Genomic DNA, 20,968 nt, shown 5'->3' on the forward strand with positions numbered 1-20,968 from the left:
TTTTGTACAAAAGCTTCGTGAACTTATAGAGTAGAGTGATGAATTGAGAGGATGTCGATACCTAAGGAACGGCGTAATGAAGAAAGCGAAAAAGGAAAAGGCGGATTATAAAATCACAGAAGAGCTTGGTGGCCTTGAGATCCTGAACGCAGAATATGAGAAGCAGAATTTCTCTCGCCATAGCCATGAAGGGTACACGCTAGGAGTGATTGAGCAGGGCGCACAACGCTTTTATCGCACAGGCGGGCATCACATTGCTCCTCAAGATGCCATTATTTTGGTCAATGCCGATGAAGTGCATAGTGGGCATTCTGCTACAGAAGGTGGCTGGGCGTATCGTGCTATGTACCCGTTGCCAGAACAACTTGCGAAAATAACCCAGGAGCTTAACTTACCCAATTATGGTGCGCCTTATTTTCCGCGTGCGGTGGTTGAAGATCCTGAACTCGCCAATCAGCTACGTCTGGTCTTCAATACTATTGATGAATCGGACAATCGTTTACTGCGTGAGACTTTGATGTACGGCATGTTAGTCAAGCTTATCAGTCGCCATGGTAAAAGCCCGCTCAAACCTCAACTCGACAGCAAAACGCAGCGACAACTTGTGTTGGTTAAAGAGTTTCTCGATGACTTTCCACAGGCCGATGTCTCTTTGGAAGAGTTGTCAAAGCTAGCGGCTCTGAGTCCATACCACTTAGTTCGTTCATTCCAAAAAGAGTTTGGTTTACCGCCTCATGCCTATCAAATCCAGTCTCGTTTGCGCCTTGCGAGAACGCTGCTCAAACGTGGTCACTCTATATCGGATACGGCTCAAGAGTGCGGCTTTCACGATCAGAGTCATTTTCATCGACACTTTAAAAAGGCTAATGGTTACACGCCCGGGCAATACATTAAGATGTTATAACGCTTAATATTGAGCAAGTTTGTACAATCGCGAATAACATAGGTTACCTAAATTGTTCCCTAAGATTAAAAATGGAAGTTTCAATATGACGAGAAAATCTCAGCTTTGGAAAGGGGCAGTAGCCGGGATACCGTTGAGTATTGCGGTGATTCCTTGGGGAATATTGGCGGGCTCATATGCCATAGATGCAGGGCTCGACCCTCTTCAAGCACAAGCGATGTCTGCGATTCTCTTTGCCGGTTCAGCGCAGCTGGTTGCGGCGGGTATGTTTAAGGCTGGAATTGGCTTAGGCGCCATGTTACTGACCACGCTGTTCATTACGTCACGCCACTTTTTATACAGCGTCTCTATGCGCGATAAAATCAGTGATTTACCGACACGATGGCGTTTACTGTTGGGTTTCTGGCTGACAGATGAACTGTTTGCGATCTGCAGCGGTCAATCCAAACAAGAGTTCAATCGTTGGTATGCGGCAGGCGTTGGAGGTGTGTTCTATCTCTTCTGGAATCTGGCGAGTTTGGTCGGCATTGTCGCAGGTAGCCAAATTCCATCTCTGAATGAAATTGGTTTGGATTTCGCCGTGGCAGCAACCTTCATTGCGCTAGTCTTCCCGCTGATTAATACCATGCCAGTTATTGTGTGCGTACTTGTTTCATTGCTGGTGTCTGTGGTGCTGACGGTTAACCAAATCGAAGGCGCGTTAATGGTGGCTGCAATTGCGGGTATGCTTTCTGGCTTCCTTTGTGAAAGTTATAAAGATGGCAATATTTCAAGTCATTCGATCACAGAAGGAGAGTCATCATGATCTGGTTAACCATACTGTTAATGACGGCGATTGTGTTTGTGAGTCGTTATCTGTTTCTTGAGCCTGCAGTGCCACTTCGTTTAAACGCTTCTGCACGTAGACTACTGCGCTACTCTGGCCCAGCGGTATTGACGGCGATCTGGGGGCCCATTGTATTTGCTCCAGAGAAAGAGCTATGGGTGAGTGCAGAAAACCCTTACTTAATCGCAGCGCTAGTGACTTTTTTGTTGATCTGGAAAACAGGTAATGTGCTCGTCACCATTCTGCTCAGTATGGGAGTCTTTCTTTTGTATAACTTGGTGTTAGTCGATTATCTTTTTCACTAATAAAAACAGGGCCCATTTGAGCCCTGTTTTTTTGTGTTCTCAGCTTACTTGTAGAAAGCTTCAACTGTGCCTTTCAATGTGATTAGCATTGGACGACCGAAACGATCTAGCGCTTTAGGTGAAGGGATTTTTACCCAACCTTCGCTGATGCAGTACTCTTCAACGTCAGTACGCTCTTTGCCGTTTAGACGAATGCCGATGTGGTGTTCGAAACACTCCGCTACATGGTGTGGGCTGCGTGGGTTACCTGCTAGACGATCTGGTAGAGCTGGCTTTGCTGTGTTATCTGTCATGATGCTTACTTACAGTAAATAAAAAGTGCGTCATTGTAGACAAAATAAGACCTGAGCATCAAGAAAAGTTGTCATTATTCTAGGGTTATTTGTCAGGTTGGAGCGAACCGTGAATAAGCCCGTCGGGTTATTAGGCAATTCCACTCGCTATGCATAGACAGAGCGTTTACCATGTAGCATAAATTTGTATTTGGAAGTAACTACTATGTCTTTTCCTCCTTGTCCGAGCTGCAGCTCTGAATTTGTTTATCAAGATCAAAACCACCTCATTTGCCCTGAATGCGCTTATGAGTGGAACCCTGAAGAAGTCGCGAAAGAGAACGAGCTCAACATCAAAGATGCGAACGGAAGCTTGTTGGCGGAAGGGGATAAGATCACTTTGGCTAAAGACCTAAAAGTCAAAGGCAGTTCTCTGGTGTTAAAGATTGGCACCAAAGGGGTTATCAAACGAATGAACGACGGCAAAGACCACCAGTTAGACTGCAAGCTTGATGGTGCTGGTGAAATGATGGTGACTGCTAAGTATGTGAAAAAGGCGTAGCATGTCGCTTTGGAGAGTTGGGTGAGACTGTGTATTACCCCTCAAAATCAAGATTTGTTTTGTTCGAAACTGCTAAGTATGCAAAAAGTCGACGTGAATACATGATATATACTGAAGTCACTGCTTTGTAACCATGAAGGTGACGAAATGTCGAAAACCACTAAGCTACAAAACGAAGACAAACTGTTTAAAAAGGCGATGGAAGTTGGAACTAAGCTAGCCGAAATGCAAGGCTTTAAGCTCAATGACCCGAGCATGTCACAGTCGGTAAAAGCAAAGGCTATCTATTTATTTTTAGTCGATGCAAAGCAAATTACGCCTCTCCCTGCTGACAAGCAAGAAGGTAAGGATATTAAAAAGCGCCTTGCCGTTTGGATTCACAGTGCCTTGCCAGAGGGTGATCCTCTTAAATAAGCAAATGAATATAAAAATCCCCAATCAGTCTAGCCTCTGATTGGGGATTTTTTGCATGTCAAACGTCTTGGGCTGCGTTTTAGTTCTGATTACGCTTTGCAGTAAACACGCGCGTCACGCGGAGTGTAGATGCCAAATGTTACTGTGCGCAGTAGACCGTTAACGAACGTCTCTTGAACTTCGACTTTTGCTACTTTATCTGCACTGCCACAAACTTTCGCAGCATCGATCTCTTTTTCTTGAGCCAGACCGTTAATAAAGAAGTGTTGTGGCGCTTCTGATGTTACTTCTGCTTCGTCTGGTGCCATAACAAATGTTTGTTGAGCACAGCCTGTTGCTACCATAGATAGTGCCGCGATAAGAATTAGCTTTTTCATAGTGTTCTCCATTGAGTAATCATGTTTCGGTTAACCAACGCTCAGCGGTGCTGGATAACGGTTGATGGAGTCAATTATTCCAAAGTTCTTATTTTGTTACTGTATAGGTTTGTCAGGTTCAGAATTACATTTAGGAAAGTGCAGTGTAAATTGTGCACCGCCCAAGAGTTTACTGCGACGAACAGTGATGTAACCATCGTGCTGCTCACACACTTTCTGAACAATAGATAGCCCTAAACCGTGCCCACTCTTGCCCTTGTTCCGTGCTTCATTGCCGACATAGAAAGGGTCAAACAGGTGCGCTATATGCTTGTCATCGACACCAGGGCCATCATCATGAATGTGAATCGCAAGGTAATTCCGATCGCCGGATGCATTTTCTTCCTCTGATAGCTCAATGAATACTTGCGCATCGGCAAACTTAAAGGCATTACGAATCACGTTGTCTAATGCTCTTTTGAGTAGGTTTTCATCAGCGTTAATCTTCTCTTGAGTCAGTGTTGTGTCGACAGACAGAAGCACAAGATTGAGCGATGTTTCTCGATGCCAGCGCGGTAAGGTGACTTTGAGATAGTCACTTAAAACTAATTCTTCGCACTCTGGCTCTACTCTTTGACTGTCGAGCCTAGAAAAGTAAAGAAGTTCGTCTACCATGCTTTCCATCTCTTCAGTGTCTTCGACAATGCTCTCAATGGTCGTAAGTTGTTCGTCACTCAGCGTCGTGTCTTTAAGCAGTTCGGCCTGCCATTGGATTCTAAAAACGGGTGTGCGCAGTTCATGGGCGATGGCGTTGGTGAGTGAACGATTGGTACTAATCAGGTGTTCTATATGGTCAGCCATAACATTGAACGATTGGTTTAATGTACCGATGGCACTACCACTGGAGGTAGTAACTCGAGTCGAAAAGTCACCAGAAGCAAAGCTCAATGTCGCCTTTTCAAGTTTTTTGACACGACAGAAAATGATAAATAAGTGACCCAGTGTGTAGACAACAAAGCTGGCAATAAAAAATAGCCACAGTAGGTCATCTTCCAACTCAATCTTTTGACGGACTAGCGTCTTTTCATCGGGAGCATAACGATATAGCGCATCTGAACCCGCGAAGTGAAACCAAAGATCGCGCTCATCATCAAACAAGATAGATTTTTCTGGGTGGCGTTTAAAAAAGTCACTGATGGCAACGGGAGCCGGGTCATCGATTGAATAACGGCTAAGCGTATGACGAGTCGTCTTTGCAAACTGCTCAATGGCTTTTTCCGCTTCGGTCACGCCTTGATTTAAAGCGATATTCTCAACTAATTGTTGGTGGGCGCTTGCTTCATAATCTTCTAGAACAAACTCGTAATCTGTGGTCCATTGGTAGACTGAAAACTCGTAAGCAACCAAACCCGCCATAAAGCAGGCGAATAGGCCTAAAATGGATTCCAGATAGATGCGTTTCATGACTCTCTCGCTATTAAAGTGGCTGTGTGAACTAACCCCAAGCGGTGGAAACAAATAGGTAACCTTTGCCTCTTAGCGTCTGTATTTTGTCTGCTGGGGAGCCGTGGTCACCAAGCAGCTTTCTAAGGCGAACTACTTTGTTATCTACGGTGCGGTCAAATCCGTCATACTCAATCCCTCTGAGTTCTTGTGTGAGCAGATCTCTTGAAAGGGCAGTGTCCGGTTTGTTAGCCAGTATCCACAGTAAGTCGAATTCACTATCCGTCAGAGGAATCGCAGTTTGCTCAAGTTCGCAGCGTTTATATTTGTTGTTTAACATCAGCTGACCAAACTGCAGCACATCTTCATCGTGCTCAATTGTTTGGCTCTCGCTTTGGCGACGCAGAAGACTCCGAACTCTCGCCAATAAAACTCGAGGTTTCGTCGGTTTGATAACATAGTCGTCGGCTCCGGTCTCTAGCCCCGCGACATGATCAAAATCATCATCACTTGCGGTCAGCATTAGAATCTTACCTTTGAAGTGTGCATGTGTCTGTCGGCAGATTGTAAGGCCATCCATGACAGGCAGCATCAGGTCGAGTAGAACAATATCGGGTTGGTGCTCTAGCATGTGGTCAATCGCTTCACTGCCATCATCTAATGTCGTCACATCAAAACCTTGGGTAACAAAGTAACTCTTTAATAGCTGTTGAAGCTTCAAGTCGTCTTCTACGATGAGCATGGAATGTTGTGTCATAAGTTTATGGCCGTATTGTATAAAAGGTTAAGATTAAGAACGCTAGTCACAGTGTAAATCATGGGTGCAAAGTCTATCGTTCCATCCCATTAGCGTGCTGTATTATAAAGCATGGAAATGTATTGTAGTGATGTGGTACGACATTTCCATACATCACTCAGACAGCTAATGACAAAAAGATTCCTTAGAATTTTCTTCAAACCAACATTGGAGAAAATTATGAAGCAATATCGAAATCTATTATTAGCCCTGCCTCTGATTGCTTTAGCTGGATGTAATTCGACTTCGAACGGTACTCATAAAGCTAAAGTCGCTAAGCCTGCGGCGGATTACAAGTTTACTGAAAGTGCGTTGGACGAAATCATCGAAGATAGAGAGGATTACTTTGAAGGCATGAGCTTAACTTATGATGGAAAATCATACCATAAAGTTCAGTTTGCAGAGGGTTTCGGTAACGTTTTACTTATAGCAAGATTGGCAGACGATCACGGTCAGACCCTTGACGTTGCTATCTACAACGACAGACCGGGTTGTTATATTTATTCTCCAAAAACACGGTTAAAAACGTTTGATTGTCGCGCCAATAAGCGTTCGGTAGGTGAAGATAAAACGCTGATACAGTCGGAAGTTGAGGGTTCACGCCAATCAGTAATGGTTGAGTACTATAATGAGGCGTTTGAAGCGTTAGGTAGCATGGGATCTACCATCTTAACGGCCTCAGAAGTCGACGGTAAGGTGAATATTGTCACTTCATTTGCGTTTGATGATATCTATCGAGAAATTAAACCGGTAGATGACCCTCGAAATCGATCGACATTAGGTGTGACGACGTTTCTACAACTAAAAGGTCTTGTGGAAAAGTATGTTGGAGAAGATATGACGATGAAGTTTGATAATCATATCGGTGGCAGTGGCGATGATGATATCAACATGTACACGGGCTTGTTGATCAATAAAACTAAGATGCACACGGTAGTCACACCTAACGGTTCGGTTTTTTCTGGCGGCACCGATCTATTCGCAGCAGGTCAAACGCGTACGCTTCAGCGCGCGAAGAAGATTGATAACTTTGAAACGCTTGAGCAAATCGGTGTTCACAGTTGGGGGAGTGAGGGTAAAACTGCGAAGGATTTCCCTTATACGGATGAAAGTCACCGTAAACAAGCCACTTATTTCAATACGGTAATGGGTGATAAAGGTGTCGACTTCTATCTGTTTACCTTAGATTCTGCTCCATTTAATGGAGAGCATTGGATAACCAAAGCGGATTCAGATAAGTATCAATTTATCACTCATATTGAGTAGTGGTACTTGACGGCAGTGACGTCATTTGGCGTCACTGTTAATTTTACAGCTTTTGTTATCACAACGCGCAACGCCTGTTAGCCAATACGATATTTTGTAGCGGTTGTTAGCGAAGCGTAAGTAGCACCAGTCGGCCAAAGGTTTAATGAGTGGCCAGCGTAGTGGTGCATATAACCATCCTTTACCTACCAAGTCCCAAGCCTTATGGGTTACGTCTAACCCGAGTATTAATTCCCCTTTGTCATTCAATGCATGCAAGACCGTGTTGGCCGCGTTAGCGTCAATGTTTGGGTATTGAGCAAATTCATCGCTGTAAATGTCGACTGTCTTTATGCTGTTGTTGATGTCTTGCTTGGTGAGGGCATTCATCTCCTTTGAGCACAGAGGGCAGGTTCCATCATAAAATATCGTCAGTTGAGGCATTGCTTTTCCATTGGTTGCATTGTTTTTTCTGTTATAGACATACGCAAAGTGACTCTCGTTTGATCATAATAATCGGTTGTTTTTCAGTTAGATTAGACGCCGTTCTATGAAAAACTATACTTGTTCAAAGTGAGCCTAACATTGCTGTTTTGCATCTTCTAGGTAAACTCACGTCCCCAGTCATCATCTAGAGTGGATACTCATGATAAAAAGAGTCTCACAATTTTCCCTTCTTGCCGCCGCTTTTTCGATTCTAGCAGGCTGCGCTAGTTACAGTATCTCAGAGAAAGATATGACCCGGTATTTGCAAGATTCCATCAATATCAATCAATCCGTTGGTGTGGAGAGCATGATGTACGCTCAAGTCGCAGTCGAAGACTTACAAGTTAAGATTGGACGTGCAGATGCGGATCGCGTGTCTGTGTTTGCAAACACGAATGCTCAAGTGCAAGTATTCAATATGCCTAATATCGGACTGGATCTCGATATTGAATTTAGCGCGATTCCAGAGTACGACAAAGAGAATGGTGAAGTGTATTTGAAATCGTTGCGCTTAGAGAGCATTGATGAAAAAGGTAAGCAGCTACCTGAGAATATCGCTAATCTACTGCGACCTGCAGTGTCTATGATTGGGTTGGCGCTGTCTCAACAGCCAGTTTATAAGCTAAGTGCGACAAAGGTTCAGGAGGCACTATTAAAATCGGCCGATCCGAACTTGGTTATCAAGAACAATGCACTCGTTATTAAGCTGTTCGATTAACCATAACTTAGAGAAAAGTTGATTTTGCAACTCTCTATTCAAAGGTATAACGGGAGCATTTGACGCCAATAACGCCCTCTGTGCGCTCGGCCTTCCCATTCATACATTCGGTGCTGAATCCCTTTTTGGTTCAGAATCTGACTGAGCTGGTGGTTGTTTTGCAGAAATGGATCTTCCTTACCTATCGCAAACACAATGTCGCTATTTTTGATTTGGGTGAGTTGGTCAGAGGGAGGTAAACCAGGTAGAAAGTGAGTCGGGGTGTGGTAATAAATTTCGTCATTGTACAAGCCATCGAACAGGTCTTTAAATGACTCAGTACTCCAAGTGAGGTCGTAGCGACCAGAAAACGCGACCAATTTCTGAAATAAGTGAGGATGTCTAAAAAATAGAGTCGCGGCATGGTAAGCACCCAGTGAACAGCCGTGCGAAATCGTACAAGGATGGCTGTTCTTACTCGCCATCAATGGCAGCACTTCTCTGAGAATATACTCTTCATACTGACAATGGCGGTGCATTCGGCCAAAAGGGTGCGCCCAGAAACAGTACATACTTTCGGTATCGACACTATCCACGCAGTAGAGTTGTAACTGCCCCGCATCGATCTTGTCGGCAATTGAATCGACTAACCCAAGGTTCTCATATTCGAAGAAACGGCCTGTACGAGTGGGGAAGACCAGAACTTTTGCACCCGCATGACCGAATATCAGTAGTTCCATGTTGCGATTGAGGTTGGGGCTCCACCATTTGTGATACTCACGTCTCATCACAGTCCCCCAAGGTTTTAAAGAACAACTCAACACTTTTACGTAGCTCACGACGCTGTTTGCCTTCGCCTCGGTAAATAAAGTGTCCTGCTTCTAATACAAACAGCTCTTTTTGACCTTTGCAGGCGTTGTAGGCGCTGAATTGCCCAGGAGGTGCGACATAAGGGTCGAACAGTGCTAAACCCCAGTGAGAAGGTTGAGAGATAAACTTGGCGGCGCATGAAGTATCAAAATAGGGGAGGTTACGAGCAAGCAGGGCTTGATTACCAAAATCGATAAGGGCTTGTGTACTGCCAATGGTCGGCATAGCTAAGCGTAGCGATACATTACCAAAAGTAGGCACATGAAAGTGACAGCGCTTGATGCGCCTATCAAAGGCTGTAGCAAAGATCGCAAGACCGCCCCCTAAGCTATTACCAATCATGCCAATTTTGTATTTGAGGTTGGGGTATAGAGTGAGCACCGCGGAAATCCCACACCACAAGTCTTGAACGCACCCACCTAAGATGTAGTGCTCTCTGTCTTGTACGTTATGCAGTACATGCCAGTACGGGTCGTCTGAGATGGGATGATGGTGGCTGCGACTGATACCACGCACACATGGGACTAATATCGCTGTATGTTTTAGCTTCCAAGTTGTATCTGGTTCATCAAGTCCGCCGTAGCCGTGAGCCCAAACGACTGCGCATTGAATTTCTTCTTTCTCAGGCAGTAATAGCCAACCACCGATTCGCACGCCGTCGGTCGAGTTGTAATAGCAATCGAACACGCGCCAGTGATTTACAATACGTCCAGTATCTTGCAAGCTGACATAGGGCGTCACCTGCAGTGCTCGCTCATACTTCTGTTGCCAAAAATAGGCGAAGTCAGCTGGTGTAACGCTCGCTTCAACGTGCAAGAGCTGGTCTAGGTCATATCCGTAGGTCGGATCGAAGTCGTAATTGTGTTTAAAAGTCACTGGCGTCTCGCTACTGGTTTGAGCGTGGAAAGAAAAACCTTATTGATCTCATGTTACATGCTTATTGCGAACACCGTGTTTGAGCTAACCCACAAACTTGTTTAAATATCCGTCAATGAGATCTAGATGAAACGACGATGCTTCTTTATTTATAGACCGACAGACAGCACTGTATCCAGTTGAAATATAAGAAATGATAAACAAAAAGCCGCCACAGGGACGACTTTGTACATTGAGGGGATAAGACTGAATTGCCTATGCAATCTTTTTAAACGGTTTGAGCAACTGTTTTCCAAATACGTTGATAAGCGCGCCTGTCACAATCAAGCCACCACCTAGGTAAGTCCAAACAGATGGTATTTCGTTGAATAGCCAAACGCCAAGCAGCGCCGAAAAAACAATCTGTACGTAGGAATAAGCCGAAGCTTTACCGGCAGCTTGAGTTTGCATCGCTTTGGTTAAGCCATATTGTCCGATCTGGGTGAACACTCCGACCAATACCAACATGATGGTGATGAACAAGCTTGGCCAAACAAAGTCATTCCAAATCAGGGCTATCGAGACTGGTAGCGCAACCATTGGGAAGTAAAGGATAATCACTGAGCTGTCCTCGGTTTGGCTGAGCTTTCGTACAATCACATAAGCAATCGAGCTACCAAATGCACCGATCAATGCCACCAAGATGCTGAATAGAGGCAGTTCATTGGTGATATCGCTGTTCATATTTGGTTGAACCATCACAAATAGACCAGCTAGGCAGAAGGCAATGCAGATCATGGTTGAGGTTTGAACTCGCTCTTTGAGAAAGAGAACACCAAGTAGAGCCGTAAACACAGGATGTACGTATTGAAGGATGGTCGCTTCAGCCAGAGGTAGTGTCGTTACTGCATAGTAAACACACATCAACGCTGCAGTACCGACGGCACCCCGTACAAATAATAACGGTTTGTTGTTCCCCCAAACCGAGATTCCCTTACGCTTCACATCAACATAGCTGATGATAAGAGACACCAAGGCCCTAGCAGCGACAATTTCAAAGACAGGAATGCCATAGTTGCTCACGTACTTTACGGATGCTGACATCAGCGCAAACCCTAATGCGGATAGCAACATAAAGCGAACCCCAACGGGGATGAACGAGAAAGAGAGTGAAGACATAGGGTTTCTTTGTGAGTTGAGTTAGAACTGAATGTGAATCATACATCAATTGCGAACATCGAACGTAAGCGAATTGAAAATTATTCCACTTTACGTTTACATAGTCTTAGCGTTACTTGAGCGTCGTTTTTCTCTCAATGAACTTAACCGGAACCATCAGTTTAACTAGGCTTGTGTCTTGCTCTTGGATTTGGTTTACCACGATTTTCACGGACTCACGAGCTAGGCGTTTGAAATCCTGCTTGAATGTCGAGAGTTGATAGTTAAGCCACTGTGTTTGCGGGATATCATCAAAGCCAATCACCTGTAGGTCTTCAGGGATTCTGAGATTGAACTCCAAACGAGCCACATCCATCACCGCCATTGCGAGGTTATCCGTCGCACAAAAGATTGCTTCTGGTTTAGAAGATTCTGAAAACAGAGATCTGATCGTTTCTAGCGCATCAAGATAGTCATAATCCGCTTCAATCACGCGCGCTGGCTTACCGGTTAAGTCTTCGAACTCAGAACAAAAACCGGCCTCGCGTTCGTCATTGGTATACGTTGGGACGTTACCAGTTAGGTAAACTGCAGACGTGACGCCGCTGCTGTGAAACTGCTGTGCTGCAAGCTGCCCGGCAGCATAGTTATCGCTGACTACATGGCTGCTCTTCGTGCCTTCAACTACGCGAGCATACTGAACAATAGGGATATCGAACTCTTCACACTCTTCATAGAGCGATTTATTAAAGGTTGCAGATGCAGCAATGACACCATCAACTCGATATTGGAAGATATTAGGGATCGAGTGGTTGTCGTTTGCATCAACCTGCCACGGAATAAGTACGGCTGAGTATCCCTGTTTTTGCAGCTCTGTGGAAATGAGTTGTAGGGTTTTCATGTGGATAGGGTAATCGGCATCTGGGAAAACCAATCCAATCAATTTAGACTCGTTGGTAGTCAGGCTCCGCGCAAAAGCGTTTGGGCGATAGTTAAGAGCTTTCGCCGCTTCAAATACTTTTTGCTTGGTCTTTTCTGATACCGAACTGCCCGGTACAAATACACGAGAAACAGTAGATTGAGAAACGCCAGCAAGCTTAGCAACATCTTTTGAGGTTACGGTTGCTTTCGGTAAAGATGAGTGTTTTGGAGAGTTCATAGACCATGCATTATAAGCAGAATTGATGTCATATAGAGTACCATAAGTAGGTACGTATTCAAAAAATCAATTCGGTAAAGTCCTATGAAAATAAGGCTTAGATGGTGAGGTTGGGTTGTAGGCTGGGTATAACCCAAAAAGCTCTGCTTAGTTAGTGATTAACGTGGCAGAGCTTTTTTAGATCATCGTTATATCGTTTGATTGAGAATCCAAAGATTAGAAGTAGTATCGAATACCTGCAGCGAATTGGTCATCGCTATTTTCGTATTTCGCACCGTTGTATGAATCGTTACCATTATCGAATTGGTACTCGGTCCATACTAAGAATTTGTTTTTCTTAAAGTGGTATTCAAGACCAGGGATAATCAACTGACGCTCGTAACCATTGGCATTGTTATCTGTATCCGTTAAGTAGTTAACGTTAAGGGTTGGGCGAAGGCCATTCTCAAAGTGGTAGTAAGTAAAGAATTCAGCACCACGGTGATCGTAGAACTCTGACTGGCTGGTGGTTTCCCAGTTTGAGCCTTGGCTGTAAGTGAAGCCAATAAACAATCCGTTGTTGGTGTAGTTCACACCTAATAAACCGATGCGTTGAGTATCGCCATTTTTGATGTTCTGAACACCCGCATCAACATCGTCAAACTCATTCTGATGGTAGGCTAAACCGATAGTTAGGCCATCCATAATTGTGTATAGCGTTGACGCGCCGATACCATTTTTCAACGTCACAGTATCTGAGTCAGTTTGGTTGTATCTTTTAGAAACAGACACATCTTCGCGAGTGGTTTGGTAAGTGAAGCCGTACTTCCAGTTGTCATTGATGTTGTTGCGGTAGGTGATTGAGTTTTCCGCTCGGCCTGTACCCGAAGCGATGCCCCAGTCAGACATGTTGTAGTAGCCAGAACCACGTGAACCAAATACACGCCCCATATCGGTAAACCAAGCCACATCGTAGAAGGTAGACCACTGCTTAGTACCTGCTGCAATCTTGCCGTACTTATCGTGCTCTACGCCAGCGTATAGAAGTCGGTCATAAATATTGTCGCCGTTAGCACCAGAGTTGTAACCCCATTCGGCATGGCCAAAGCCAGTCCAACCGTTGTCTAAGCCCATTTGACCTTTTAGGCCAAAGCGAGAGCTACCGCTGTTCCATTCGCCATTATGATCGCCGCCCTTATCATGGTAACGAACGTCAAAACGACCATCTAGTGTTAGGCTATCGCCCGCGTCATTGGTAAAAGTGTGTGCAGCAAAAGCTGAACCTGAAGTCAGTGCTGTCAGGATCACTGCAGAAAGAATCGACTTTTTCATTGTAATTCTCTTTATTCAGGCCGCAGAAAGCCACCGTGCTTTCAAGCCCGTTAAATGTAGTGGTTCAGAGGGTGCACTCATCCGTGAGGCACAGGTTGGTTATTTTGAGTGGAGCAAGTTGCCGAGGGCGAGAAGGAGCCCTCGGCAGTCATGTCGACCTAGTGTAGGTATGGACTAAGTAGACAATAGGGCAGAGTTACAGCGTTGGGTTCATGATAGTAGAAGTGCGTTCGAACACGTCTAGACCTTGCTGTTTCAACCAGTAAGGAAGGTCGATCAGTACCCAGTTCTCAGATAGCTTGTCGCCGTCACGGTAGTAAACATCAACCACTTGCATGTCTGCGCGAACTTCGCCACCAGTCATACCTAGGAAGCCACCGATTGGTGTGTTAGATAGGTTTGGCCAACCGAAGAAGCAAGAGAAGCTGCCTTCAGCGAAGCGACAAACGTGACCATTAAACTTCTTGTCTTTCAGGTTATTACGGAAAGGAAGTTGGTGTTGCTTCTGGTAACGTGGAATGGTGTAAGATGCACCGATACCACAAGGGCCGTACCAGATCATATCTTTAGACCAGCTCTTCTCAAGAACCTCTGGTGGACAACCCATTGCGCCGCTGTCGTTAAGGGCAGATAGGTCATCAACCATCTTGTTCACTAGAGCAAGCGTAGCAACACCTTCTTCTGGCGCTGCATCTTCAAACAGTAGACCGTCGTGGTTGCGTGGGCCAGGGTATACGAAGTGTTTGCCTGTTGATGGTGGTAGTGGGTAGCAACCCGCTTGGTCCATCATACCTAGTAGGTCTAGGAATAGACCTGTCTTAGTGATTTTTCCGTCAACAACACAGTTAAATTCCGCGTAGCGAACGTTCATGATTTTTCCGGTAGGGCGCATGCCTAGGTATTCAGCGTCGAATAGACCCATGAAGTGACCCATGCTCATTACCCAAATTTCATCTGGGTTGATTTCGTTGTTACCGCCGATGAAGATGTCTTGACGGCGTTGCATGCGAGTCATTGATTTCATCATTGGAGCCCAGAATACGTCAGCTGCTGCTTGAGCGCCTTCTTGCTCACGGAATGGGTAAACACCGCGCCACAAGTAATCTTCAGAAGTGTGTGCTTTTAGTACTTCAGCAACGTTCTCGTGAGTTGCATTTTCCATCGCATCAAAATATTCGCGAACAATGCGTTTAGCTTCTTGATATTTAGACATAATTCATTCTCTTTATGTTGTCGAGTCAACATTCGGAACAGGACTCGATTTGGATTTTGTTACCGGCTGACTGCTCAGCCGGATCAATGTTTATTTCTTGTCTTGAGAGACTTTCAGCTGAAGGGGATCAAGCTTTTGCCGCTTCCGCTTTTTTGCTCTTGTCGAAGATGCCGCCTTTCAATGTTTCTGGTAGAGATAGCCACAGTAGACCTGCCACAATCCATACAATCGGTGAGCCCCACATTGCTGTTGCAAGGTCGCTGCGCTCTTGGATGAATACCAACACCATTGGTGCCCACATACCGATGATACGACCACCGTGGAATAGAGCTGCGCCGAAGCTACGTAGGTGAGCTGGGAAAAGTTCTGAGAAGTAACCACCCCATACTGCTGAAGCTGATAGGCCGAAGTTGTAGATAAGACCTAGGATAGCCAGCATGTTTAGGCTGCCGATCATCACGTCGCTTGGAGCTACGAAGAATACTGAAGCCATAACACCTGCAAGGATGAAACCGAATGCGTTAACCTTACGACCGTATTTATCCGCGATTGCACCCCATACCCAAGCACCGAATAGAGAACCGAATGCCGAGATAGAGAAGATGATGCCGATGGTCGCGCCGTCGAATTGACGAACTTCTTTTAGGTACGTTGTCACGAAGCCAGAGAAGAACTGATAGCCGTAGAAGTTAAGACCCGCTAGCAATAGACAAGTGATGGTTAGCTTACGGTATGGTGCGCTAAGCATTTCGCCCCAAGAACCTTTCTTCGCAGGTGCATTTGATGCTTCAGCTTCTGCTTGATCTTCTTCACCGTAAGCGATCACTTTTTTGTCGCTCGGAAGGATAAAGATCATCACTACCGCAGCGGCTAGAGGAGGAATACCACCTACCCACATTAGGCTCTGCCACGGCGCGTCAATGCTAGAGATAAACGCTGCGTAAGCACCCATCGCCATTAGAGCTACCGAGAACATAGAAGAAGCGAATGCCGTTAATTTACCGCGAACCGTTGGCGTGAATAGGCCGATCATTAGGCTTACTGCTACTGTGAAGTAACCACCTAAAGAAATACCGATGATAAAACGCATGGCTGCCCACATTGCGTAGTCAGTAAACATCATGTTGATGATGGTTGCGCCGCCGTTCAGTGCTGTGATGACAATAAGAGTCGATTTCTTACCAAAGTTTGATGCCACCCATGCACAGCTTAGGGCACCAATAAGCGCACCAACTGACTGCCATGTATAGAATTGAGCGGTATCCGCTAAGTTAATGCCATCATACGCATCAACGATGTATGGGCGTACGTAGTCAATAATTACAAAGTTATAACAATAGAAAAAGTAGCCCACTAGAATTGCAAGATAAGCAGCTACCCTTTGAATCATAGGAACTTCGCTCATGTGTTTTTTCGTAGTCATGACCGATAAACCTTTATTTTATATAGGGTGTTATGAGTTTTGATTCCAGTGTAGTAGTTATTGGTGTTTACTACGCTGTCTTCGTTTCGGGAGAGATAATAGAGTTTTTGTGGTTACTCGATCCGTGATCAAAGTCAATTTTAAAATGAGTGCGTACCCATTTTATCTGTTTTGGTGATCTTGATCCCATTAGATCGCGTTTTTGGCACTTTATGCATATTTTGAGTGATTATTCATCTATCTTAGTGACAACACTCACACTTACAGGGGGTTTTTGAGGGAAGTTAGCCAATTTTAAGTAATATTGGCTGCGAATGATTTGCGAAATACAATAAACGGAATCTCAAAATGGTTACGTACTCAAGTTTTATGGTGATTGCTCTCTATGTGCTAACCACACTATTTATCAGCTACTTAGTGAATAAGCGCTATAGCGTTGGTGGCGATTTTTCAACTGGTGGGAAACAATTTGGTTGGTTTACGGCAGGTGTGTCGATCCTAGCAACCTACATCAGTGCAATGACGTTCGTGGGTATGCCGGGCTGGGTTTATAGCTCAGGTATGGAAGCGATGAGTGTTCACTTAAACTATCCGGTCGTCATCTTTTTCGCTGTCGTTTTCTTTGTTCCCGTGTTTTACAAGCTAGGTCTGACTTCGATCTATGAATACCTAGAGCACCGCTTTGGCGTTGTTGCCCGTACTATCAACTCGATTGTGTTTATTGTCGTGCAGTGTATTTCGGCGGGTGTGATCTTGTATGCCGTTGCTTTGATTGTGGTGCAAGTACTACCGATTGGTATTTCCGAAGCGATTATTTACATCAGTTTGTTCACCGCGCTCTATACCTATGCAGGTGGTATCTCAACCGTAATATGGACCGACATGCTGCAGTCTGCGGTACTGATTATCGGTAGCGTTGCGATTTTTGGTTTGCTTCTAATGAAAATTGAAGCTGGCGAGATGCCGTCACCAGAACAACTTAACATCATTAACCTAGATTTCGACTTGGGCGTTGATACCACTTTATGGGCGGGTTTGGTCGCAGTGAGTTTTTTGCATCTTAGCGTTTACGGCACTAACCAACTGATTATTCAAAGAACGCTGGCGACAAAAGATGTGAAAACAGCACAGAAATCCATGCTGCTATGTGGTTACGGTGCGTTTTTCATCTACCTATTCTTTGCGGTGATGGGCGTACTGCTAAGCGTCTTCTATCAAGATAATAGTTTTGAAAACAGCAATGAAGTGATTCTCGACTTTGTGTTTAATCATACCAACCCAATCATTGTCGGTTTGGTGATTGCTGCGTTATCGGCAGCGGCTATGTCGACTCTGGACTCGACTTATAACTCGATGGCAACCGTCGCAACGTTCGACTTTTATAAGCGATTTTTCCGTAAATCAGCTTCCGACGCACACTATGAATCGGTGGCCAGAAAGATGAGTCTTGTTGCCGCTGCGTCGGTGGTGGTGCCTGCTTTGCTCGCTGTTTCAAATGAATCTGTACTAAAAACCATTGCTAGCCTGACTTCAATTTTTGTTGGTATTCGTCTTGGGTCTTTCATTCTTGGGTTGTTTTTCAACAAAGCGAATGAGCAAGGTGTAATTGCCGGCAGCATAGGCAGTGTAGTTGTCGTTTTTGTGGCTAAGTACAGCGGTGTTTCTTGGCCTTGGTTTGCACTGATTGGCACCGTCGTTTTTCTCATTCTTGGCGTTGCCGTGAGTCGTTTCTTTGGTGAAGTCACTCAACAACAAAATGAATTTATTGCTAAGCAAAAACACTTGTTTGCTAAGCCGACGACAAGTCATTACGGCTTGTTGGTATTTGCCGTAGTCACCGTCGCTGCTTGTACCGTTATTCCTGACTGGCTTTATGCCGTTCTTTCTTAATTGACCGAATTTTTACTGGTAGTTCTATGTTATCGATCTTTGATATCTACAAAATTGGTGTAGGACCTTCGAGTTCACACACCAACGGCCCAATGATTGCGGGCTTTCATTTCACTCAGTTAGTTGCCGATAAAATCACAGAGGTGGTTCGTGTTCAGGTCGATCTTTATGGTTCGCTGTCACTTACTGGAATCGGGCATCACACCGACAGAGCAACTATTTTGGGATTGCTCGGCAACAAACCAGACACCATCAAAATCACCAGTGCTAATGAAGCGATGCGTCGAGCAATGGATAGTGGTGAGATGCAGCTAAGTGGAAGCCACACTATCGGTTTCAACTACAAAACTGACATGCTATTCCATGAAGACAACTTACCACTTCATGAGAACGGTATGATGATCACCGCCTTTGACCAAGATGGAAATACCATTGTTGAGGAGACCTATTACTCGATTGGCGGTGGCTTCATTGCAACCGCTGATGAACTACAGAACGGCACTCAAACTAAGTCTGTTGAAGTGACGTACCCGTTTAGTAATGCTGAAGAGATGCTGGAGCAGGCAGAAAAAAATGGTATGAGTCTAGGTGGCATGATTCTGAAAAATGAGTCCGCTTTCCAAGATGCTGATGCGATTGCAGAAAAGGCAGACCAGATTTGGCGCGTGATGTCGCGTTGTATGGAGCGCGGTTTTGAAACCGAAGGTATTCTTGATGGCGGTTTGAACGTCACTCGCCGAGCGCCAAACTTACTGAAGAAGTTGGAAGTGAATGCTGCGGTTGAGAGCGACCCAATGGAAATCATGGACTGGATTAACTTGTTTGCCTTTGCCGTGAGTGAAGAAAACGCAGCTGGTGGTCAGGTAGTCACATCTCCAACCAATGGTGCTGCTGGCGTGATTCCGGCTGTGTTGATGTATTACCATCGCTTCATTAAAGAGTTGGATACCAAGCAATTAAAAGATTTCTTAGCGGTATCGGGCGCGATTGGCATTTTGTACAAAACCAATGCTTCCATTTCAGGTGCCGAAGTTGGGTGCCAAGGTGAAGTCGGTGTATCGTCTTCTATGGCTGCAGCGGGTTTAACGGCGTTGCGCGGTGGCAGTAACGAGCAGATTTGCATTGCTGCAGAAATCGCAATGGAGCATTCGCTGGGCATGACCTGTGACCCAATTGGTGGCTTGGTACAAGTGCCGTGTATTGAGCGAAATGCGATGGGTGCAATGAAGGCGATTAACGCATCTCGCATGGCACTGAAGCGAAATAGTAAATCTCTGATCTCGCTTGATAAGGTTATCGCGACCATGTACCAAACGGGTAAAGACATGAATAAGAAGTACCGTGAAACCTCATTGGGCGGTTTAGCGCTAATTCATCTCGCACACCCTTGTGAATAGAGGCCAACCCAGTCTCAAGCCTTTGTGAGACCGATACTCTTATAAGAACGACAACAAAAAGCCCAGTCGCATTATCGCTGATTGGGCTTTCTTATTTTTAAATCCACTAATCTTGCAGTGGCAGTTGGTAGCTGTTTTTAAGCTCTTTGACTGAAATGTTAGATTGGATTGCGCTGACGCCTTTCACTCGTCGAATTGAGCTGATTCGCTCAAAATACTCTTCCAGATCTCTTGCCAACACTTGAATCATGTAATCGGCACCGCCTGCAATACAGTGACACATGGTTATCCAGTCTGTTACTGCAACAAACTCTTCAAAAGGCTCGGTGTTTTCGACCTCATGGTTGCCAAGTGTCACTAAGGTGAAACCTGCCACATGCAGCCCCAGCTTTTTGCGGTTCAGTTGCGCAGTATAGCCATCGATATAGCCTGTCTCTTCCATGCGCTTCCAACGACGCCAACAAGGTGTCTCACTTAGGTTGACCTTTTCGGCAAGCTTGCTGTTACTCATGCGCCCATCTTTTTGGATATGTCCAAGAATGGCAATATCTGTATCATCTAGTACTTCATTGGTGGATTCTTTCACTTTCATGGTTTTTTTAGAAAAATTCTGCTCAAATTTGATTTTATACTAGCGCATATAGCAATTTAATTCCTAATCAAATCGGTAAACTCTTCTCCCAATAACGTTTTATTTACTAGGAGAGAAAGAATGAGCGCTCAACTAATGCTGGCGTTCTTGTTGTTTTCAATATCGATTGGAATTACACCGGGAGCAGGAAACATCGCATTGCTTGGGATATCAAGCCGATATGGATTTGCGGCAACATTGCCTTTTGTCTCTGGTAACGCTTTTGGCATCATCATCATACTTGCGGGTTCCAGTGCTGGCTTGGTGAGCTTGTTTACCCTTTACCCAGAGATCTACACGGTAATGAAATACCTTGGGGCGGCTTATTTACTGTTTATGGCGTGGTCGATTGCCAACATGGAGATTGAGCAAGAGGATTCTGTGAATCGCTCAGGATTTATGTCTGGTGTTTTGATTCAAGTTCTAAACCCGAAAGGGTGGATTGCTTCGCTGACCGTATTTTCTCAGTTCATCACTACTCAGGCAGATTACCTGATTCAAGTAGTGACGATTACCACCATCATGGTGGTGACCGGTGTGTTGTGTATGTTGGTTTGGGCGTATTGTGGCACCATGCTGCAGCGTCTATTGCAATCACCAAAACAGATGGTGATGGTTAACCGTTGTTTAGGGGGAAGCTTAGCGATGGTAGTGGCATTTATGTTGTATCAGCCTGCTTAAGTTAGCCTAAGTAATAGCGAGTTTTGGAGGATTGGTTGAGATACCAATCCTTTTTTTGTGCTTGTAGATTGTCA

23 protein-coding genes are annotated in these 20,968 nt (G+C 45.0%); 10 read left to right on the plus strand and 13 right to left on the minus strand.

The features are described 5' to 3' along the window. The first annotated feature begins 76 nt into the window (after positions 1-76). From vsple_RS04795 to vsple_RS04805, 3 genes are all read left to right on the plus strand, one after another. Positions 77-904, plus strand: coding sequence for an AraC family transcriptional regulator (locus vsple_RS04795; protein WP_255231084.1), 828 nt, complete (start codon positions 77-79; stop codon positions 902-904). 85 nt (positions 905-989) lie between these two features. Beyond that, positions 990-1,709 (plus strand): AzlC family ABC transporter permease, encoded by a 720-nt coding sequence (locus tag vsple_RS04800; protein ID WP_261882815.1) that lies wholly within the window; start codon positions 990-992, stop codon positions 1,707-1,709. Further along, complete coding sequence (locus vsple_RS04805) at positions 1,706-2,035, plus strand: AzlD domain-containing protein (RefSeq protein WP_032549561.1); 330 nt, start codon at positions 1,706-1,708, stop codon at positions 2,033-2,035. Before vsple_RS04800 ends, vsple_RS04805 begins: the two co-directional genes overlap by 4 nt. Before the next feature lie 44 nt (positions 2,036-2,079). Here the strand turns inward: vsple_RS04805 and vsple_RS04810 are convergent, their stop codons facing one another. Further along, a complete protein-coding gene (locus vsple_RS04810; protein WP_032549560.1) occupies positions 2,080-2,328 on the minus strand; it encodes a DUF3297 family protein in 249 nt (82 codons plus the stop codon). A gap of 205 nt (positions 2,329-2,533) precedes the next feature. Between vsple_RS04810 and vsple_RS04815 the strand changes: the two genes are divergently transcribed. Together vsple_RS04815 and vsple_RS04820 are read left to right on the plus strand one after the other, a co-directional pair. After that, positions 2,534-2,869, plus strand: a complete 336-nt coding sequence (locus tag vsple_RS04815; RefSeq protein ID WP_255231081.1) for a zinc ribbon domain-containing protein YjdM — start codon at positions 2,534-2,536, stop codon at positions 2,867-2,869. 147 nt (positions 2,870-3,016) lie between these two features. Then, positions 3,017-3,283 carry a DUF5062 family protein gene (locus tag vsple_RS04820; protein ID WP_032549558.1) on the plus strand — a complete coding sequence of 89 codons (267 nt, stop codon included), beginning with the start codon at positions 3,017-3,019 and terminating at the stop codon, positions 3,281-3,283. Positions 3,284-3,372: 89 nt separating this feature from the next. On the opposite strand, the gene vsple_RS04825 is transcribed toward vsple_RS04820, so the two are convergent. From vsple_RS04825 to vsple_RS04835, 3 genes are all read right to left on the minus strand, one after another. Beyond that, positions 3,373-3,660 carry a Bor family protein gene (locus tag vsple_RS04825; protein ID WP_255231080.1) on the minus strand — a complete coding sequence of 96 codons (288 nt, stop codon included), beginning with the start codon at positions 3,658-3,660 and terminating at the stop codon, positions 3,373-3,375. Positions 3,661-3,756: 96 nt separating this feature from the next. After that, the gene (locus vsple_RS04830; RefSeq protein WP_261882816.1) at positions 3,757-5,103 is read right to left on the minus strand and encodes a sensor histidine kinase; all 1,347 of its coding nucleotides are present in this window, start codon (positions 5,101-5,103) and stop codon (positions 3,757-3,759) included. A gap of 31 nt (positions 5,104-5,134) precedes the next feature. Next, positions 5,135-5,839 (minus strand): response regulator, encoded by a 705-nt coding sequence (locus vsple_RS04835; protein WP_261882817.1) that lies wholly within the window; start codon positions 5,837-5,839, stop codon positions 5,135-5,137. A 219-nt stretch (positions 5,840-6,058) separates the two neighbouring features. Here vsple_RS04835 and vsple_RS04840 point away from each other — a divergent pair, with 219 nt between their 5' ends. After that, positions 6,059-7,144, plus strand: coding sequence for an alpha/beta hydrolase (locus vsple_RS04840; protein ID WP_261882818.1), 1,086 nt, complete (start codon positions 6,059-6,061; stop codon positions 7,142-7,144). Between the two features lie 21 nt (positions 7,145-7,165). On the opposite strand, the gene vsple_RS04845 is transcribed toward vsple_RS04840, so the two are convergent. Further along, the gene (locus tag vsple_RS04845; protein ID WP_255231076.1) at positions 7,166-7,567 is read right to left on the minus strand and encodes a thiol-disulfide oxidoreductase DCC family protein; all 402 of its coding nucleotides are present in this window, start codon (positions 7,565-7,567) and stop codon (positions 7,166-7,168) included. Between the two features lie 202 nt (positions 7,568-7,769). Here vsple_RS04845 and vsple_RS04850 point away from each other — a divergent pair, with 202 nt between their 5' ends. Next, positions 7,770-8,327, plus strand: coding sequence for a YceB family lipoprotein (locus tag vsple_RS04850; protein ID WP_261882819.1), 558 nt, complete (start codon positions 7,770-7,772; stop codon positions 8,325-8,327). Between the two features lie 38 nt (positions 8,328-8,365). Here vsple_RS04850 and vsple_RS04855 read toward each other — a convergent pair whose 3' ends face one another. The 7 genes from vsple_RS04855 to vsple_RS04885 all read right to left on the minus strand — a co-directional run bounded on the left by vsple_RS04855 (position 8,366) and on the right by vsple_RS04885 (position 16,295). Next, positions 8,366-9,094, minus strand: coding sequence for an esterase family protein (locus tag vsple_RS04855; protein WP_261882820.1), 729 nt, complete (start codon positions 9,092-9,094; stop codon positions 8,366-8,368). Beyond that, entirely contained in the window at positions 9,084-10,052 is a 969-nt protein-coding gene (locus vsple_RS04860; RefSeq protein ID WP_261882821.1) for an acetylxylan esterase, read from the minus strand. Before vsple_RS04860 ends, vsple_RS04855 begins: the two co-directional genes overlap by 11 nt. A 255-nt stretch (positions 10,053-10,307) precedes the next feature. Next, positions 10,308-11,210: a DMT family transporter gene (locus tag vsple_RS04865; RefSeq protein WP_261882822.1), complete on the minus strand. Its 903-nt coding sequence runs from the start codon at positions 11,208-11,210 to the stop codon at positions 10,308-10,310. A gap of 112 nt (positions 11,211-11,322) precedes the next feature. Then, positions 11,323-12,348 carry a LacI family DNA-binding transcriptional regulator gene (locus vsple_RS04870; RefSeq protein WP_261882823.1) on the minus strand — a complete coding sequence of 342 codons (1,026 nt, stop codon included), beginning with the start codon at positions 12,346-12,348 and terminating at the stop codon, positions 11,323-11,325. Between the two features lie 216 nt (positions 12,349-12,564). Next, a complete protein-coding gene (locus vsple_RS04875; RefSeq protein WP_261882824.1) occupies positions 12,565-13,659 on the minus strand; it encodes a porin in 1,095 nt (364 codons plus the stop codon). Between the two features lie 196 nt (positions 13,660-13,855). After that, the gene (locus tag vsple_RS04880; RefSeq protein ID WP_261882825.1) at positions 13,856-14,872 is read right to left on the minus strand and encodes a nuclear transport factor 2 family protein; all 1,017 of its coding nucleotides are present in this window, start codon (positions 14,870-14,872) and stop codon (positions 13,856-13,858) included. 127 nt (positions 14,873-14,999) lie between these two features. Beyond that, positions 15,000-16,295 carry an MFS transporter gene (locus vsple_RS04885; RefSeq protein ID WP_261882826.1) on the minus strand — a complete coding sequence of 432 codons (1,296 nt, stop codon included), beginning with the start codon at positions 16,293-16,295 and terminating at the stop codon, positions 15,000-15,002. Between the two features lie 348 nt (positions 16,296-16,643). On the opposite strand from vsple_RS04885, the gene vsple_RS04890 reads away from it, so the two are divergent. Together vsple_RS04890 and vsple_RS04895 are read left to right on the plus strand one after the other, a co-directional pair. Then, entirely contained in the window at positions 16,644-18,185 is a 1,542-nt protein-coding gene (locus tag vsple_RS04890; protein ID WP_261882827.1) for a sodium:solute symporter family transporter, read from the plus strand. Positions 18,186-18,211: 26 nt separating this feature from the next. Beyond that, complete coding sequence (locus tag vsple_RS04895; RefSeq protein WP_261882828.1) at positions 18,212-19,582, plus strand: L-serine ammonia-lyase; 1,371 nt, start codon at positions 18,212-18,214, stop codon at positions 19,580-19,582. 106 nt (positions 19,583-19,688) lie between these two features. Here the strand turns inward: vsple_RS04895 and vsple_RS04900 are convergent, their stop codons facing one another. Further along, on the minus strand, positions 19,689-20,174 hold the full coding sequence (locus vsple_RS04900; RefSeq protein WP_004739989.1) for an Lrp/AsnC family transcriptional regulator: 486 nt from the start codon (positions 20,172-20,174) through the stop codon (positions 19,689-19,691). Positions 20,175-20,294: 120 nt separating this feature from the next. On the opposite strand from vsple_RS04900, the gene vsple_RS04905 reads away from it, so the two are divergent. Beyond that, a complete protein-coding gene (locus tag vsple_RS04905; RefSeq protein ID WP_255231062.1) occupies positions 20,295-20,894 on the plus strand; it encodes a LysE family translocator in 600 nt (199 codons plus the stop codon). Positions 20,895-20,968 lie beyond the last annotated feature (74 nt).

The organism is Vibrio pelagius, from assembly GCF_024347575.1.
Taxonomy (GTDB): domain Bacteria; phylum Pseudomonadota; class Gammaproteobacteria; order Enterobacterales; family Vibrionaceae; genus Vibrio; species Vibrio pelagius.